The 17,571-nt window shown below is 72.1% G+C and carries 10 protein-coding genes; 7 read left to right on the top strand and 3 right to left on the bottom strand.

Translation table 11 applies throughout. The features are described from left to right. The first annotated feature begins 36 nt into the window (after window positions 1–36). The 6 genes from ACZ67Q_RS27875 to ACZ67Q_RS27900 all read left to right on the top strand — a co-directional run bounded on the left by ACZ67Q_RS27875 (window position 37) and on the right by ACZ67Q_RS27900 (window position 10,998). A complete protein-coding gene (locus tag ACZ67Q_RS27875; protein ID WP_471187400.1) occupies window positions 37–762 on the top strand; it encodes an aspartate/glutamate racemase family protein in 726 nt (241 codons plus the stop codon). A 115-nt stretch (window positions 763–877) separates the two neighbouring features. After that, window positions 878–1,528: a GntR family transcriptional regulator gene (locus ACZ67Q_RS27880; protein ID WP_471187402.1), complete on the top strand. Its 651-nt coding sequence runs from the start codon at window positions 878–880 to the stop codon at window positions 1,526–1,528. A 144-nt stretch (window positions 1,529–1,672) separates the two neighbouring features. After that, on the top strand, window positions 1,673–4,372 hold the full coding sequence (locus tag ACZ67Q_RS27885; RefSeq protein ID WP_471187405.1) for an MGH1-like glycoside hydrolase domain-containing protein: 2,700 nt from the start codon (window positions 1,673–1,675) through the stop codon (window positions 4,370–4,372). Then, window positions 4,369–5,865 carry an alpha-amylase gene (locus ACZ67Q_RS27890; protein WP_471187408.1) on the top strand — a complete coding sequence of 499 codons (1,497 nt, stop codon included), beginning with the start codon at window positions 4,369–4,371 and terminating at the stop codon, window positions 5,863–5,865. The genes ACZ67Q_RS27885 and ACZ67Q_RS27890 overlap by 4 nt, the downstream gene beginning before the upstream one ends. 79 nt (window positions 5,866–5,944) lie before the next feature. Then, complete coding sequence (locus tag ACZ67Q_RS27895; RefSeq protein WP_471187411.1) at window positions 5,945–7,498, top strand: MFS transporter; 1,554 nt, start codon at window positions 5,945–5,947, stop codon at window positions 7,496–7,498. Between the two features lie 125 nt (window positions 7,499–7,623). After that, window positions 7,624–10,998, top strand: a complete 3,375-nt coding sequence (locus tag ACZ67Q_RS27900) for a pyruvate carboxylase (RefSeq protein ID WP_471187414.1) — start codon at window positions 7,624–7,626, stop codon at window positions 10,996–10,998. A 139-nt stretch (window positions 10,999–11,137) separates the two neighbouring features. Here the strand turns inward: ACZ67Q_RS27900 and ACZ67Q_RS27905 are convergent, their stop codons facing one another. Next, a complete protein-coding gene (locus tag ACZ67Q_RS27905) occupies window positions 11,138–13,309 on the bottom strand; it encodes a TerD family protein (RefSeq protein ID WP_471187417.1) in 2,172 nt (723 codons plus the stop codon). 75 nt (window positions 13,310–13,384) lie between these two features. Beyond that, window positions 13,385–13,771 (bottom strand): DUF5997 family protein, encoded by a 387-nt coding sequence (locus tag ACZ67Q_RS27910; protein WP_471187420.1) that lies wholly within the window; start codon window positions 13,769–13,771, stop codon window positions 13,385–13,387. A 59-nt stretch (window positions 13,772–13,830) separates the two neighbouring features. On the opposite strand from ACZ67Q_RS27910, the gene ACZ67Q_RS27915 reads away from it, so the two are divergent. Then, the gene (locus ACZ67Q_RS27915) at window positions 13,831–14,622 is read left to right on the top strand and encodes a LysR substrate-binding domain-containing protein (RefSeq protein ID WP_471187422.1); all 792 of its coding nucleotides are present in this window, start codon (window positions 13,831–13,833) and stop codon (window positions 14,620–14,622) included. A 105-nt stretch (window positions 14,623–14,727) separates the two neighbouring features. Here the strand turns inward: ACZ67Q_RS27915 and ACZ67Q_RS27920 are convergent, their stop codons facing one another. Further along, on the bottom strand, window positions 14,728–17,514 hold the full coding sequence (locus ACZ67Q_RS27920) for a beta-L-arabinofuranosidase domain-containing protein (RefSeq protein ID WP_471187425.1): 2,787 nt from the start codon (window positions 17,512–17,514) through the stop codon (window positions 14,728–14,730). Between the last annotated feature and the right edge of the window lie 57 nt (window positions 17,515–17,571).

Raw genomic sequence — 17,571 nt, forward strand, 5'->3', positions numbered from 1 at the left:
GGGCCGAGTCAGTCACGCCACCGAGAAAGCCGACCCATGCGCATCCTCGTCGTCAACGTCAACACCACGCAGTCCATCACCGACGCCATCGGCCGGACGGCGGCCGGCGCGGCCTCGCCCGGCACCGAGATCGTCCCGCTGACCCCGGCGTTCGGTGCCGAGTCCGTCGAGGGCAACTACGAGAGCTACCTCGCCGCCGTCGCCGTGATGGAGACCGTGCGCGCCTACGAGGGGCCCTACGACGCCGTCATCCAGGCCGGATACGGCGAGCACGGCCGGGAGGGACTGCAGGAGCTGCTCGACGTGCCCGTCGTCGACATCACCGAGGCGGCCGCGAGCACTGCCCAGTTCCTCGGACGCAGCTACTCCGTCGTCACCACCCTCGACCGCACGGTCCCACTCATCGAGGAGCGGCTGCACGCGGCCGGGCTGAGCGCGCGCTGCGCCTCCGTGCGGGCCAGCGGGCTCGCCGTGCTGGACCTGGAGGAGGACGAGAAGGTGGCCCTGGACGCCATCGTCGAGCAGGCCGCGTACGCCGTCGCACACGACCGGGCGGAGGTGATCTGCCTGGGCTGCGGCGGCATGGCCGGCCTCGCCGAGCGCGTCGTGGAACGCACCGGGGTCCCCGTCGTCGACGGGGTGGCGGCGGCCGTCACCGTCGCCGAGTCACTGGTCCGCCTGGGGCTGAGCACGTCCAAGGTGCGCACCTACGCCCGCCCGCGGCCCAAGCTCATCGCCAACTGGCCGCCCACGGCCTGCTGACCCCCGCTCGCCCCGTCCTCGTCACGGGCTAAGGTCACTGTGGCTTGGTCCCACGGCCCCCGGCACCCGCACAGCGCCGGCGGGCCGCCGGGGACGTGACGAGAGAAGGACGACCATGACGGGGTCAGAGGGGTTCACGCCCGAGTCGGAGCGCGTGACCAGGCAGCTGCGGGACGAGATTCTCGACGGGGTGCGCAAGCCGGGCAGCCGGCTGGTCGAGCGTGAGCTCGCCGAGTCCCTGGGCGTGAGCCGGCTGCCCGTCCGCGACGCCCTCAAGACGCTCGTCGCCGAGGGCCTGGTCACGCCGCGGCCGCGCAGCTGGGCGGTGGTCCGCGAGTTCACCCCTTCCGACCTGGCCGACCTCGACGAGGTGCGCGGCGTCCTGGAGACTCTGGCCTTCCGCCTGGCCGCGCAGCGCCACACCCGCGAGGGGTTGCAGCGGCTGCGCGCGGACCTCGACCGTGAACTGCGGGCGGCTCGTGCCGGCGACGCCGTGGGGGCGCGCCGCGCCGCGGCCGACTTCCACCAGACGGTGATCTGGCTGGCCGCCAACGAGCTGCTGAGCGAGCTGGAACGCGTGATGCGCAGCCGGGTGCGCTGGCTGCTGGGCCAGCACGACGACCTCCTCGGCATCGCGGAGGAACACGAGACCCTCTACCAGGCCATCGCCGACCGCGACGTCGGCCGGGTCGAGTCCCTGGTCCTGCACCACCTGGCCACGAGCCGTGCCGCGGTCCAGGGCCACCGCACGGGGGACGCCGGCTGACGGCCGGCCCCGGCGCGGCCGTGCCGCCGTCCCAACCCGGAAGCGTGGTCCCGGAGCGTGACCGGTCCGCTCCGCAGTGATTGCGGGGCCGTCCGGGATGCCCGAGTCTGGGGGAGTGCGCCGGGCTCGCGGGAGGACGATGCCATGACCACCGATGTGCCGGACCCCGAACGCCGGCGGCTCGCCGAGGCCGACGCCGGGCAGGTGCCCTGGCGGCGATGGGGCCCGTACCTGAGTGAACGGCAGTGGGGCACCGTCCGCGAGGACTACAGCGCCGACGGCGACGCCTGGTCGTACTTCACCCACGACCAGGCCCGCTCCCGCGCCTACCGCTGGGGTGAGGACGGCATCGCCGGCGTCAGCGACGACAAACAGCGCCTGTGCCTCGCGCTCGCCCTGTGGAACGGCCGCGACCCCATCCTCAAGGAGCGCCTGTTCGGCCTGACCAACGCCGAGGGCAACCACGGCGAGGACGTCAAGGAGTGCTACTACCACCTCGACAACACGCCCACGCACTCCTACATGAAGTACCTCTACAAGTACCCGCAGGGCGCGTTCCCCTACAGCGACCTCGTCGAGGTGAACCGCGCCCGCGGCCGCGGCGAACCCGAGTACGAACTGCTGGACACCGGGATCTTCGACGAGGACCGCTACTTCGACGTGGTCGTCGAGTACGCCAAGGCCGGCCCCGAAGACCTGCTCGTCGAGATCACGGCGTACAACCGCGGCCCCGACGAGGCCACCCTGCACCTGCTGCCGACGCTGTGGTTCCGCCACACCTGGTCCTGGGCGGGCGGCACGGCCGAGCCGGTCCTGCGGCAGACCGGGCACGCGATCCGCGCCGACCACGACGAACTCGGCACCCGCAGGCTCCACCACGACCCAGCCGCCGAGACCCTCTTCACCGGCAACGAGACCGACAACGAGCGCGTCTTCGGCAGCGCCGACACCGCTGACTACGTCAAGGACGGCATCGACCGGTACGTCGTCCACGGCGAGAGCGGTGCCGTCAACCCGCAGAGGACCGGCACCAAGGCGGCCGTACACCACGTCCTCACCGTCCCCGGCGGGGACAGCGCCACCGTGAGACTCCGCCTGAGCGACGCCGAACTCGCCGACCCCTGGCGGGACTTCACCGAGGTCATGGACACCCGCCGCACCGAGGCCGACGCCTTCTACGCCGCCCTCACCCCCGACGGGATGGGGGAAGAGGAGCGGCGCATGGTCCGCCAGGCGCTCGCCGGGATGCTCTGGAGCAAGCAGTACTACTACCTCGACGTGGAACGCTGGCTCGCCGAGCACGGCGTCGATCCGCTCGCCGTCGACCCCCGTGTCCGCAACAGCGGCTGGTACCACATGGTCAACGACGCCGTCATCTCGATGCCGGACACCTGGGAGTACCCCTGGTTCGCCGCCTGGGACCTCGCCTTCCACGCCGTCGCCCTGGCCATGGTCGACACCCACTTCGCCAAGGACCAGCTGGAGTTGCTGCTGCGCCGCCTCTATCTGCACCCCAACGGCCAGATTCCCGCCTACGAATGGAACTTCGGCGACGTCAACCCGCCCGTGCACGCCTGGGCCGTGCTCTTCGTCCACGAACTCGACAAGCACCGCACCGGCCGCGGCGACCGCGCCTTCCTGGAGAACGCCTTCCAGAAGCTGATGAAGAACTTCACCTGGTGGCTCAACCGCAAGGACGTCGACGGCAACAACGTTTTCCAGGGCGGCTTCCTGGGCCTGGACAACATCGGTGTCTTCGACCGCAGCGCCCCGCTCCCGACCGGCGGTCACCTGGACCAGGCCGACGGCACCGCCTGGATGGCGCTGTACTGCCAGAACCTGCTGGAGATCGCCATCGAACTCGCCGTCGACAATCCCGTGTACGTCGAGCAGGCGCAGATGCTCTTCGAGCACTTCGCGTGGATCGCCGTCGCCATGAACCGCATGGGCCGCGACAACGCGAGCCTCTGGGACGAGGACGACGGCTTCTTCTACGACGTGCTGCGCATGCCCGACGGCCGCGCGACCCCGCTGAAGGTGCGTTCCCTGGTCGGTCTGATCCCGCTCGCCGCGACCAGCGTCATCGGTGGCCGCGCCGACCGCCGCTTCCCCGAACTCGTACAAGGGGCCAAGGAGTTCATCGAACGGCATCCCGCCGTCGAAGCCTTCGTCGACCGGCACGTCACCGCCGACCCCAACGCGGACGGCCGCTACCTGTTCGCCCTGTTCGGCGAGGACCGGCTGCGCCGCATCCTGTCCCGCATGCTCGACGAGGACGAGTTCCTCGGCCCCTACGGCATCCGCTCGCTGTCCCGGTACCACGCCGAGCACCCCTACACCTTCGAGGTGCACGGCGTGCGGTACGGCGTCGGCTATCTGCCCGCCGAGTCCGACTCGGGCATGTTCGGCGGCAACTCCAACTGGCGCGGCCCGGTGTGGTTCCCGGTCAACGTCCTGATCATCCGCGCGCTGTTGAACCTGCACGCCTACCACGGACCCGAGTTCACCGTGGAGTGCCCGACCGGCTCCGGCCGGCACCTCACCCTCTACGAGGTCGCCCGGGAGGTCTCCGACCGGCTCACCGCCACCTTCCTGCCCGACGCCGACGGCCACCGCCCCGTCCACGGCACCCAGGCCGTGTACGCCAAGGACCCGCACTTCAAGGACCTCATCCTGTTCTACGAGTACTTCCACGGCGACACCGGAGCCGGCCTCGGCGCCGCCCATCAGACCGGCTGGACCGGACTCGTCGCGGCCACCGCGACCCTGTTCCGCACCATCGGCGCCGACGCGTGGCACCGCGGTGGCCGGGACTCCCTGGGGACCGAGGAGCCGCTCGCATGACGGTCGTGTACGAGATCAACACCCTGGTGTGGCTGGGCGAGCTGAGCGAGCGGTACGGCCGCCCGGTCACCCTGGGCGACGTGCCCGGCGAGGCATGGGACACCGTCGCCCGGCCCGGCGTCGACACCGTGTGGCTGATGGGCGTGTGGCAGCGCAGCCCGGCGGGGCTCGGCCTCGCCCTGCGCGATCCCGGCCTGCGCGCATCCTTCCGCGCCGCCCTGCCCGACCTCACCGAGGCGGACATCGCCGGCTCCCCCTACTGCGTGCGCGACTACACCGTCGACGCGCGACTCGGCGGCCCCGGCGCACTGGCCGAGGCCCGCGCCCAGCTCGCCGCGCGCGGCCTGAAGCTGCTCCTCGACCACGTCCCCAACCACGTCGCCCCCGACCACCCCTGGACCGCCGACCGCCCCGGCTGCCTGATCCAGGGCACCCCCGACGACCTCGCCCACGCCCCGGACGCCTACCTTCAGGCCGCCGGACGCGTCTACGCCCGCGGCCGCGACCCCTACTTCCCTCCCTGGCCGGACGTCGTCCAGCTGAACGCGTTCAGCGCCGAGCTGCGGGACGCGGCCGTCGAGACGCTGATCGCGATCGGCGACCAGGCGGACGGCGTGCGCTGCGACATGGCGATGCTCATGACCAACGAGGTGTTCGCCCGCACCTGGGGCGAACGGGCCGGAGCCGTGCCGGCCGAGGACTTCTGGCCGTACGTGATCCCGCGCGTGCGCGCCCGCCACCCGGCGATGCTCTTCGTCGCCGAGGCCTACTGGGACATGGAGTACCTCCTCCAGCAGCAGGGCTTCGACCTCGCCTACGACAAGCGGCTCTACGACCGCCTCGTCCACGAGGACGCCGACGCCGTCCGCGCCCATCTGCGCGCGGGGCCCGCCTACCAGCGCGGGCTCGTCCGGTTCCTGGAGAACCACGACGAACCACGCGCCGCCGCGCTCCTGCCCGGCGACCGGGAACGCGCGGCGGCCGTCGCGGTCGCCACCCTGCCCGGTGCGACGCTGTGGCACGAGGGCCAGTTCGAGGGCCGCCGCACGAGGCTGCCCGTCTTCCTCGCCCGCCGCCCCGCGGAGCCGCCCGACGAGGACCTGCGCGCCTTCCACGACCGCCTGCTACCGGTCGCGGCCGCGGTACGCCGGGGCGACTGGCGCCTGCTGGAGACCACCGGGTGGCCCGACAACGACACCCACCGTGCCCTGCTCGCGTGGAGCTGGACCGCACGGGACACGCGCCACCTGGTCGTCGTCAACCACTCCGACCACCCCGCCCAGGGCCGCGTCCGCCTGCCCTGGGACGACCTGCGGGGCACCGGCCACCGTCTGACGGACCTGCTCACCCGGCAGTCGTACGACCGCGACGGCGACGAACTGGCCGACGCCGGCCTGTACGTCGACCTGCCCGCCCGCCAGGCGCATGTGCTCACCGTGCCGGTGGCGCAGCCGGGCCAGGCCACCCTGCGTACCGCCGGTGTCACCGCCTGACGCGACACGTCCGGCCGAGTGGTGACCCCGCACGGGCGGGCGTAGCGTCTACGACGGACCCGGCACCCTGGGGTGGATCATGAGCACCAGCCCACAACCGATCTCCGCGACGCAGCCCGCCACCGACCGGCGGGGCGGCGGCGGCAACGCGATGGCCCTGCTGGTCATCGCCTCCTGTCAGCTGATGGTGGTCCTCGACATCACCATCGTGAACATCGCCCTGCCGCACATCCAGAGCGCGCTGGACTTCTCCACCACCAGCCTCGCCTGGGTGGTCAACGCCTACACCCTCACCTTCGGCGGTCTGCTGCTGCTCGGCGGACGCACCGGCGACATCCTCGGCAGACGGCGCGTCTTCATGTTCGGCGTCGCCCTCTTCGCCGTCGCCTCCCTGCTCGGCGGCCTCGCCCAGAACCCCGGCGAACTGCTCGCTGCCCGCGCGCTGCAGGGCGTCGGCGGGGCGATCGCCTCCCCGACCGCGCTGTCCCTGGTCAGCACGACCTTCAAGGAGGGACCCGAGCGCAACCGGGCCTTCGGCGTGTTCGCCGCGGTCTCCGCCGGCGGCGGCGCGATCGGACTGCTGATGGGCGGCATCCTCGTGGAGTGGCTGAACTGGCGCTGGGTGCTGTTCGTCAACGTGCCCATCGGCGTGCTCATCGTGCTCGCCACGCCCCGCTTCATCCGGGAGTCCGAACGCCACCCCGGCCACTTCGACATCGCCGGAGCGCTGACCTCCACCGCGGGCATGGTGCTGCTGGTCTACGGGTTCATCCGGGCCGCGCAGGAGGGCTGGAGGGACGCGCTGACGCTGGCCTCGTTCGCCGCCGCGGTCGTCGTCCTGGCGCTGTTCGTGCTGATCGAGCGGCGCTCCAAGCAGCCGATCACGCCGCTGCACATGTTCGCCGACCGCAACCGGGCCGGCACCTACGGCATCATGCTCTGCCTGGCCGCGGCGATCTTCGGGATGTTCTTCTTCCTCACCCTGTTCGTGCAGGACGTGCTGGGCTTCAGCCCGCTGCGCGCCGGGCTCGCCTTCCTGCCGGTCAGCGCGGTCATCGCGATCGGCGCCGGGCTGGCCTCGCGGTTCCTGCCACGCTTCGGGCCCAAGCCGTTCATGGTGACCGGCGCAGTCCTCGCGGCGGCGGGCCTTGCCTGGCTCACGCTGACCGACGTGCACTCCACGTACGCGGGCAGCATCCTCGGCCCGATGCTCGTCTTCAGCCTCGGCATGGGCATGGAGTTCGTTTCGCTGACCCTGATGGCCCTGTCCAACGTGTCGCCCCGGGAGACGGGCGCGGCCTCCGGGCTGCTGAACGCCACCCAGCAGGTCGGCGGCTCGCTCGGTCTGTCCATCCTCGTCACCACCTTCGGCACGGCCAGCACCGACGAGGCGCGCAAACAGATCCCGCGCTTCCTCGCCCAGGCCACCCCGCTGGAGCGGCTGCGCTTCCAGCGCACCGGGGTCCTGCCCAAGCCCTTCTCCGACGAGGTCCTCACCTCGGGCGTGTCCGCCGCGTTCGTCGTCGCCGCGATCTTCACCGCCCTCGCCGCGCTGATCGCCGTCGTCGCCATCCAGGTCCGCTCCTCCGACCTGGAGCGGCTGCAGGGCCAGACGGGCATGCCGCCGGGGTAGTCCCAGCGGTTCCGGAGATCCCGCATCCTGAGACCGTCGCCTGAATGGTGACCCGCGTCTCATGGCCAGCCGGGACCGTTGCGGAGACCATGGGGGGAATCACCCGCAGGCCGAAGGGATCGGGGATGCTCCGCAAGGTACTGGTCGCCAACCGTGGCGAGATCGCGATTCGGGCCTTCCGCGCCGGATACGAGCTCGGCGCGCGCACCGTGGCCGTCTTCCCGCACGAGGACCGCAACTCCCTGCACCGGCTCAAGGCCGACGAAGCCTATGAGATCGGGGAACCCGGGCATCCGGTGCGGGCCTATCTCTCCGTCGACGAGGTCATCCGCGCCGCCCGGCTGGCCGGCGCCGACGCCGTCTACCCCGGCTACGGTTTCCTGTCCGAGAACCCCGAGCTGGCCCGCGCCTGCGAGGAAGCGGGCATCACCTTCGTCGGCCCGAGCGCGCAGATCCTCGAACTGACCGGCAACAAGGCCCGCGCCGTGGCCGCCGCCCGCGAGGCCGGCGTGCCCGTGCTCGGCTCCTCCCAGCCCTCCAACGACGTCGACGAACTCGTGCGCGCCGCCGAGGACATCGGCTTCCCCGTCTTCGTTAAGGCCGTCGCGGGCGGCGGTGGGCGCGGCATGCGCCGCGTCGAGGACCCCGCCCAGCTACGCGAGTCCATCGAGGCCGCCTCCCGTGAGGCCGCGTCCGCGTTCGGCGACCCGACGGTCTTCCTGGAACAGGCGGTCGTCGAGCCCCGCCACATCGAGGTGCAGATCCTCGCCGACGGCGAGGGCAACGTCATCCACCTCTTCGAACGCGACTGCTCCGTGCAGCGCCGCCACCAGAAGGTCATCGAACTCGCGCCCGCGCCCAACCTGGACCCCGCGCTGCGCGAGCGGATCTGCGACGACGCCGTGAAGTTCGCCCGGCACATCGGCTACCGCAACGCCGGCACCGTGGAGTTCCTCCTCGACCGCCAGGGCAGGCACGTCTTCATCGAGATGAACCCGCGCATCCAGGTCGAGCACACGGTCACCGAAGAGGTCACCGACGTCGACCTCGTCCAGTCCCAGCTGCGCATCGCCGCCGGCCAGACCCTCGCCGACCTCGGCCTGTCCCAGGACACGGTCACCCTGCGCGGGGCCGCCCTGCAATGCCGTATCACCACCGAGGACCCCGCCAACGGCTTCCGCCCCGACACCGGCCGGATCAGCGCCTACCGCTCGCCCGGCGGCTCCGGCATCCGCCTCGACGGCGGCACCACCCACGCCGGTACGGACATCAGCGCCCACTTCGACTCGATGCTGGTCAAGCTGACCTGCCGCGGCCGCGACTTCACCACCGCCGTCAACCGGGCCCGCCGCGCGGTCGCCGAGTTCCGCATCCGCGGCGTGGCCACCAACATCCCCTTCCTGCAGGCCGTCCTCGACGACCCGGACTTCCAGAACGGCAACGTCACCACGTCGTTCATCGAGCAGCGCCCGCACCTGCTCACCGCCCGCCACTCCGCCGACCGCGGCACCAAGCTGCTCACCTACCTCGCCGACGTCACCGTCAACAAGCCGCACGGCGAGCGCCCCGAGCTGATCGACCCGGTGACCAAGCTGCCCGCGCTGCCCGCCGCCGAGCCGCCGCCCGGCTCCAAGCAGAAGCTCACCGAGCTGGGCCCCGACGGCTTCGCCCGCTGGCTGCGTGCGTCCCCGACCATCGGCGTCACCGACACCACCTTCCGCGACGCCCATCAGTCGCTGCTCGCCACCCGCGTGCGCACCAAGGACCTGCTCGCCGTCGCGCCCGTCGTCGCCCGCACTCTGCCCGAGCTGCTGTCGCTGGAGTGCTGGGGCGGCGCCACGTACGACGTCGCGCTGCGCTTCCTCGCCGAGGATCCCTGGGAGCGGCTGGCCGCCCTGCGCGAGGCGGTACCCAACATCTGTCTCCAGATGCTGCTGCGCGGCCGCAACACCGTCGGCTACACCCCGTACCCGACCGAGGTCACCGACGCGTTCGTGCACGAGGCCGCGGCCACCGGCATCGACATCTTCCGCATCTTCGACGCCCTCAACGACGTCGGCCAGATGCGCCCCGCCATCGAGGCGGTCCGGGAGACCGGCACCGCGATCGCCGAGGTCGCCCTCTGCTACACCGGCGACCTCGGCGACCCCGGCGAGCAGCTCTACACCCTCGACTACTACCTGCGCCTCGCCGAGCAGATCGTCGACGCCGGCGCCCACATCCTCGCCGTCAAGGACATGGCCGGCCTGCTGCGCGCCCCGGCCGCCGCCAAGCTCGTCGCCGCGCTGCGCCGCGAGTTCGACCTGCCGGTCCATCTGCACACCCACGACACCGCGGGCGGCCAGCTCGCCACCTACCTCGCCGCGATCCAGGCCGGCGCGGACGCGGTCGACGGAGCGGTGGCCTCCATGGCGGGCACCACCTCGCAGCCGTCGCTGTCGGCGATCGTCGCCGCCACCGACCACTCCGAGCGGCCCACCGGGCTCGACCTGAAGGCGGTCGGCGACCTGGAGCCGTACTGGGAGAGCGTCCGCAAGATCTACGCCCCCTTCGAAGCGGGCCTCGCCTCCCCGACCGGGCGCGTCTACGACCACGAGATCCCCGGCGGCCAGCTGTCCAACCTGCGCACCCAGGCCGTCGCCCTCGGGCTCGGGGACCGCTTCGAGGACATCGAGGCGATGTACGCGGCCGCCGACCGCATCCTGGGCCGTCTGGTCAAGGTCACCCCGTCCTCCAAGGTGGTCGGCGACCTCGCCCTGCACCTGGTCGGCGCCGGGGTGAACCCCAAGGAGTTCGAGGAGAGCCCGGACCGCTTCGACATCCCGGACTCGGTGATCGGCTTCCTGCGCGGCGAGCTGGGCACCCCGCCCGGCGGCTGGCCCGAGCCGTTCCGCACCAAGGCTCTGAAGGGCCGCGCGGAGGCCAAGCCGGTGCCGGAGCTGAGCGCCGAGGACCGCGAGGGCCTGGAGAAGGACCGCCGCGCCACCCTCAACCGGCTCCTCTTCCCTGCCCCGACCCGCGAGTTCGAGACGCACCGCCACTCCTACGGCGACACCAGCATCCTCGACAGCAAGGCCTTCTTCTACGGCCTGCGCCCGGGCAAGGAGTACGCCGTCGACCTCGAGCCCGGTGTGCGGCTGCTCATCGGCCTGGAGGCGATCGGTGAGGCCGACGAGCGAGGCCTGCGCACGGTGATGTCGACGCTCAACGGCCAGCTGCGGCCGATCCAGGTCCGTGACGCCGCCGCGTCGGCCGACATCCCGGTCACGGAGAAGGCCGACCGCGCCAACCCCGGCCATGTCGCGGCACCCTTCGCGGGCGTGGTCACCCTCTCCGTCGCCGAGGGAGACCAGGTGGAGGCGGGCGCCACGGTCGCCACCATCGAGGCGATGAAGATGGAGGCCTCGATCACCGCGGCGAAGGCGGGCACCGTGTCCCGGCTGGCGATCAACCGGGTCCAGCAGGTGGAGGGCGGCGACCTGCTCGTCGTGATCGGCTGAGCCCTGCGACGACAACGGCCCCCCGACACCGGGACGGTGTCGGGGGGCCGACGTCGAGGGCGAGGAGAGCGCAAGGGCTAATTCAAGGAGTGGTGAGAAGGAAGCCCCTGCATGGCCTCGCCACCGCCCAAGGTAGCAGTCACGCCGGGATCAGGTCGCGCAGATTTTCCGGCGTGAGGATCCGGGAGTCCGGGTGCAGGCCGTCGGGCCGCTCCAGACCGATGTACGTCACCGGACCGTCCGGAACCGACGTACCGTCCCAGCGGGTCACGGTCGTTCCGCTGTCGGCCAGCAGATCGGCCAGGTAGCCCACGGTGAGGTGGTCCCGCTCGACGATGCCCCGCAGCAGGGTCGCCACCGACACCCGGTTGTCCTCGACCCGGTTCGCCGAGGGGTGGCCCTTGAGGTACAGGTGCAGCCACTTGGCGCGCCAGCGCCCGTCCTCGCCCCGCAGGAACGCCAGCGGAAGCGCCACCCGGCCCGGCCCGCGCAGCTCCGACTTCATCCGCACGGTCCGCGGCTCGAACGGCCGGCCCGCCTGCTCCGCCTCGCGCAGCATGAACCCGAAGAAGGACTCCTCGACCTCCTCGAAGCCCTCCCCGGAGAAGATGTTGACCTGCGGGACGATGTACGTGCCGCGCACGGCGCCGAGCCGCAGGTTGATGAACTCCGAGGCGCCGTCGGGAGCTTCGGTGATGTCGCCGGAGTGCTCGCCCTCCACGGCGGACAGCGCCGTGTACGACAGCCAGCCGTCCGTCTCGTAGTGCGAGTCGAGCAGCAGCGCCGACAGGTCGAAGTCGGTGCGCTGCGCCCGCTCCTTCCAGTACACGAAGAAGCGCAGCAACTCACCGTCGACGGGGGAGAGGGACCCGCGCGGCAGCACGCCCAGGCCGGACGCGGTCGCCTTGCCGCTGAGGGGGAGCGCCACGTCCAGCACGTCCGGGTCGACCAGGAGGTGCCCCACCTCCGGCAGCCGACGGCGCGTCTCCTCGTCGATCAGGGTGATCAGCCGCTCGCGCTCCGGCGGCAGCACCGGCGGCCGGGTGTCCTCGGTGACCCAGGCGCGGCCCGTGCGGCCCACGAACACCCGCCGCTCCCCGGTCGCCCAGGCGCGATTGCGCAGATGCTCGGCCACCGACAGCAGTACGCGCCCCGACACCTCGCCGACGACCTGCTCGGCCGCACCGGCCACCGCGTCCCGCTCGTCCTGGTCGAGAGCCATGCGCAGCAGCCGGTCCAGGGAGCGGAACAGCTTGCCCGGCGCGGCGGCGAGCAGCTTCACCGCCCCCGTCACGTCGTGCATCGCGAGCAGCTCCTCGACCCGGCTGTCGAACGAGCGTGCCTCCTTCTCCCCGCGGGCGACGGCGAACACGTCGGCGGCGTGCGGCCACCGCGGGTACTCGTGCGGGTGCAGCCGCTCCCCGAGCCGCTTGAACGCCTCCCGGTGTGCGGTGACGTCGGCGAGCTTGGCGGGGGAGGCGGCCACGACCGCGTCAAGACCCGCGAGCAGCGCCCGGCGCACCGGCCGCGGCAGCGTCCGCAGCCGGGTGGGCCCGGTCAGGGTCACATCGCCGTCGGACAGCGCGCAGGCCAGACGCAGCACGTCGGTGACGGTGTCCAGCAGCAGTGGTGCGCCCGCCGCCAGCCTGGCCCGGTTCAGCACGGCCCGGTTCTCGCGCACCGGGATCGTCTCCGGCTGCGGCCCGTCGGCACATGTCCCGGCGAGCAGCTCCAGGTCGCGCAGGCCGTCCTCGCCCAGCGGGGTGCTGCTGCCGGCCAGCGCCAGGTACAGGGCGCTGGCCTCGTCCTGAAGCGAGCCGCCGAGGTGCAGCACGGTGAGGCGGTCGCCCGCGGCCGGGACCAGCTCGTCGTGCGCGGCGAGCATCTCGGCATAGGTGTGCCGGTAACGGCCGTAGGAGGGCAGGGTGAGCAGGTTCACCACGCCGTGGCTCAACTGCTCCAGCGTGCTCGCGCGGGTGTCGTGGTCCGCCAGTGCCTCGGTGATGCAGCGCATCCAGAAGTCGAGGGTGTCGGGGACGTTCGCCGGGAAGTCCACGAAGTAGACGTTGTGGCGGACGTGGTCGCCGACCATGGCGCGGACGGTCGTCAGCACCCGGCGGGCGGTGTCGGTGACCGTCGTCCCGGACAGCGACGACAAGTGCTCCAGCGCCTGCCCGGAGAGCTTGAACCCGACCGACATCAGCGCGGCGTCGAACTGCCGCGCCGCGACCTCGCCCGACCCCGCCGGTCCGGCGGGGGAGGGGATGCGGTGGGTGTGCCGTACGACCAGCTGTTCGAGGGTGTCACGCATGGCGGCATGATCGCAGCGCGCTGCGAGCCGCCGCACCGGGTTTTCGCGGCCGGCCCCGGTCTGCGGCGCCGGTCCCTAGCCCTGGTCGCGCTCCGCGTCCCGCTGCTTCAGGCGGGCCGCTTCCTTGCGCACCTCGGCCTGGGTGGCGCGCTCCTTCACCAGCCACTCCGGCATCTCCTGCCGCAGCGCCTCGATCTCCTCGGTGGTGAGGGCGCCGGTGATCCCGGCACGGACGAGACCCGCGTTGGACACGCCGAGCTTCGCCGCGACCACGGGACGCGGGTGCGGGCCGGTGCGTCGCAGCTCGCGCAGCCACTCCGGCGGGTTGGCCTGGAGCTCGTCGAGCTCGGCACGCGAGACGACACCCTCCTGGAACTCCTTGGGGGTGGCGGGGAGGTACACACCCAGCTTCTTCGCCGCGGTGGCCGGCTTCATCGTCTGGGTGTTCGCTTGCGACTTCATGCACTCCAGACTATCCGCCCGGGCTGAGACCTCCGACCACAGCCGGTAGCCTTGCGGGCGTGACAGGCTCCGAAGACTCCCCATCGTTCCGGCTCGCCTACGTCCCGGGGGTGACGCCCGCGAAGTGGGCGCGGGTCTGGAACGAGCGCCTGCCCGACGTCCCCCTCACCCTGCTCCAGGTCGCGGCCGCACAGGCCCCGGACATGCTGCGCGAGCAGGGCGCCGACATCGGCCTGCTGCGGCTGCCGGTGGACCGGACGTTCTTCAGCGCGATCCCCCTCTACACCGAGACGACGGTCGTCGTGGTCCCCAAGGACCATGTGGTGACCGCGGCCGACGAGGTCACCCTCGGTGATCTCGCCGACGAGGTCGTGCTGCACCCCCTCGACGACGTCCTCGGCTGGGACGAGGCACCGCCCGGGGAGCCCGCCTTCCAGCGCCCGGAGACCACCGAGGACGCGATCGAGCTGGTCGCGGCCGGGATCGGGGTGCTGTTCGTGCCGCAGTCGCTGGCCCGGCTGTATCACCGCCGGGACCTCACCTACCGGCCGGTCACCGATGCGCCGCAGTCGAGCGTCGTCCTGTCGTGGCCGGAGGAGGCCACCACCGACCTGGTCGAGGAGTTCATCGGCATCGTGCGCGGCCGCACGGTGAACAGCACCCGGGGGCGTGGCCGGACCCAGCAGGCCGCCCAGCAGACGCCGGCCAAGGGGGAGCGACGCAAGGCCGCCGGGGGTGAGCGCAAGAGCGGGGGTGCTTCCCGCAGCGGCGGCTCGCGCACGGCCGGCTCCCGCGGCGGTGGCACCGGCGGCCGGCGCGGCAGCGGAGGCAAGCCCCGCCGCCGCTCGTAAGGGCCTCTCGCCGATCGGGCCGGGCCCGCCGCGAGAAGACCTCCCCTCCAGGCGCGTACGTCGCCGACAGCGCCGTACGCACCTCGCCGCGGGAACACCTTCCCGTCAGGGCACGTACGTCGCCGAGTCCGCCGTACGCACCACCGTCTCGGCGTCGGCCCGCCCGAGCAGTCCGTCGGCGACCCAGGCGTTCACCACCGACCGCACCCGGGCCACCAGCGCGCCCTTCCCGGCGAAGGGCGCCCCCGCCCACACCGCGTCGAGCAGGGTGGTGCCGTCGGCCCCCACAGGGTTGGTCACGCCCGAGTCGACGCCGCCGAACACCACCCGCGGCTCGACACGCCGGATGTAGACGTGCGTCGGGTCCTCGGTGCCCTCGTGGAAGGGCGCGAACCGTGTGCCGTCGAGCGTGAAGTGCAACGGCTCGCCGGGTACCGGCGTGAGCGAGGGCAGCAGGTCGCCGGAGAGCGCGGCGTTGCCGTACAGCCCGCGCTCCAGGTAGGAGGTGGCCGGGTCGCGTCCGACGAGGTTCACCGGGCCGTAGAAGAGGGTCTGCAGGGACGGGTCGTCGAGGGCCTTCTCGACCCGCAGCCGGAACGACATGGCCACCCGGACCACGTCCCCGTCCCGCCAGGTCCGCTCCACCGTGAAGTAGCTGCCCGGGACCGGAGTGCCGCCCGCCGGGCGCCCGTTGACCGTCACCCGGAAGCCGGCCGTCGCCCACGCCGGCACCCGCAGCCGCAGCGCGAAGGCGGCGGTGCGGCCCCGCACGGTCAGCGTGCTGCCCTGCTCGCGCGGGAAGCCGGTGACCTGTGTGACGGTCACGCCGTGCGCCGCCCAGGTCAGGGTGGAGGGGCTGTACAGGTTCACGTGGAGGGCGCTGCCGTCGGCCTGCGCGAAGTACACCGTGTCCTGGTACTTGGTGGCACTCTCCATGCCGGTGCCCTCGCAGCAGGTGGTGCCCTGCTTCGGCGTGTAGTCCCGGACATGACCGGGTGTCAGGCCGATGAAGTAGGTGACGAGCGGCTTCTCGGCGTCCGGGCGGTCCTGCTTGGAGCCGAGCACCTGGTTGTACAGGGCGCGCTCGTAGTAGTCCAGGTAGGCCGGGTCCTGCTCATGGAGGAACAGTGCCCGGCTCAGCTTGAGCATGTTGTACGCGCAGCAGGTCTCGGCGGTGGTGGCGCCGATCGTGCCCGCGATGACGTCCCGGCCCTTGAAGAACTCGCCCGTGCTGGTGCCGCCGATCGCGTACATGCGGTGCGGTACGACCATGTGCCAGAAGGCGCGTGCGGCCTTCAGATAGCGTTCCTCGCCGGTCGCGTCGTACAGGCGCAGGTACCCGGTGAAGATCGGGATGTGCTGGTTGGCGTGCAGTCCGTCGAGGACGTCGGTGCCGGCGGCGCACGCGTCGATGAGCCGGTCCAGGTCGAACAGCCTGGCCAGCGCGAGGTGTTCGGGCCGGCCGGTGAGGTCGTACAGATCGCAGATCGCCTCGACGATGCCGCCGAACTCGCCGCTGGAGAAGATCCCCCACATGCGCTGGAGCGTCGCGGCGGGCAGCTTCGACAGGCGGCTGTGCATCCAGTCGCCCATCCCCGCGGCGAGGTCGAGCGCGCGGGCGTCGCCGGTGGCGTGATGCGCGTCGAGCAGCCCGCGCAGGATCTTGTGAGCCGTGTAGTAGGGCGCCCACACCGTGGTGTAGTCGCTGCGCGTCATCGACTCCAGCTGGATGAACTGCGTCTCGGGGTATGCCGCGAGGAATCCGGTGTGGCTGGGACCGCCCCAGGTTCGCCGCAGCGTGGCGGTGAGCCCGCGGCCGGAGGCGTCCGCGAACGTACCGCCCTCCTGCTCGTCGAAGGCGTACGAGGCCAGGTCGCCGGAGCCGCGGCGGCTCTGCAGGGCGGTGATCTCGTCCGGGCCGAGCACCCGTGACCACACGTCGAAGCAGCCGAAGGCACCGGCGAACACGGGGTCGGCGGGGAAGGCGGAGCGTCCGAGCCAGTGGTGGGCGAGCGTGCCGAGGGCGGCGGGGGTGAGGGTCATGGCCGTGTTCCGGGTCACGGCCGTGCCGTTGACGTACAGCGTTCCCGTGCCCGCGCCGAGCGTGACCGCCACATGGCTCCACCGGTTCAGCGGCAGGGGCGCCGTGCCGTTCACAGCCTGCTCACCTCCCGGCCCGCCGGCGGTGATCGCGAACCGGGGCACTCCGTTCGCGTTGCGGGCGGCCAGGTACAGATACCGGGTGGTGTCATTGCCGCAGTCGAGGACCCGGGCCCACGCGGCATCATGCGTGGGCTTCACCCAGACGGCCAGGGTGAGTCCGGCGGCAGAGCCGAGCACCTGCGGCGGCAGGTCGACGTACCGGTAGGACCCGCGGACGTTCTCCACGGCAGGCCCGAACCGGCCCTCCAGGCTCAGCACCGCAGGGTCGTGCCGCAGCGCCTCGCGCACCTCGGTCAGCGCGGTGACCATGGTGCGGATCCTGTCGCCGAACACCTGCTCGCCGGTGCTCTCGTACGCCTGGGACAGCATGGTCAGGAAGTGCCCGGTGTAGTGCCCGCGCAGGTTCCCGTTGGCCTCCCCGTCCAGGCCCTCCCATCCGCCGGGGGCGACCGCGCCGCGCGTGGACAGCCCGGCGTTCGCACGGAAGACCTGGAGCAGCCGGTCCACGTCGTAACCGCGGGCGTGCCGCAGCATCAACTCGCGCTTGTCGGCGAAGAGTCCGGGCCCGAGGGCGACCTCGTCGAGCGCGAAGGGACGCAGCGCCGAAGTGCCGGGCGCGGGCAACGGTGCCGCGTCTGCCCCGCCGGTCGTCCCGGCCGCCAGGCCGGACGCGGACGCGGCGAGTACGGCAGAGCGCAGGAGGGTCCGTCGGGTGAGGGGCGGGGCCATGTGCTCCTCCACGAATGTTCGATATCGCGAACGATGTACGGGAAGTCGACCAGACGC

The sequence above is a fragment of the Streptomyces sp. NPDC036813 genome, from assembly GCF_055609245.1.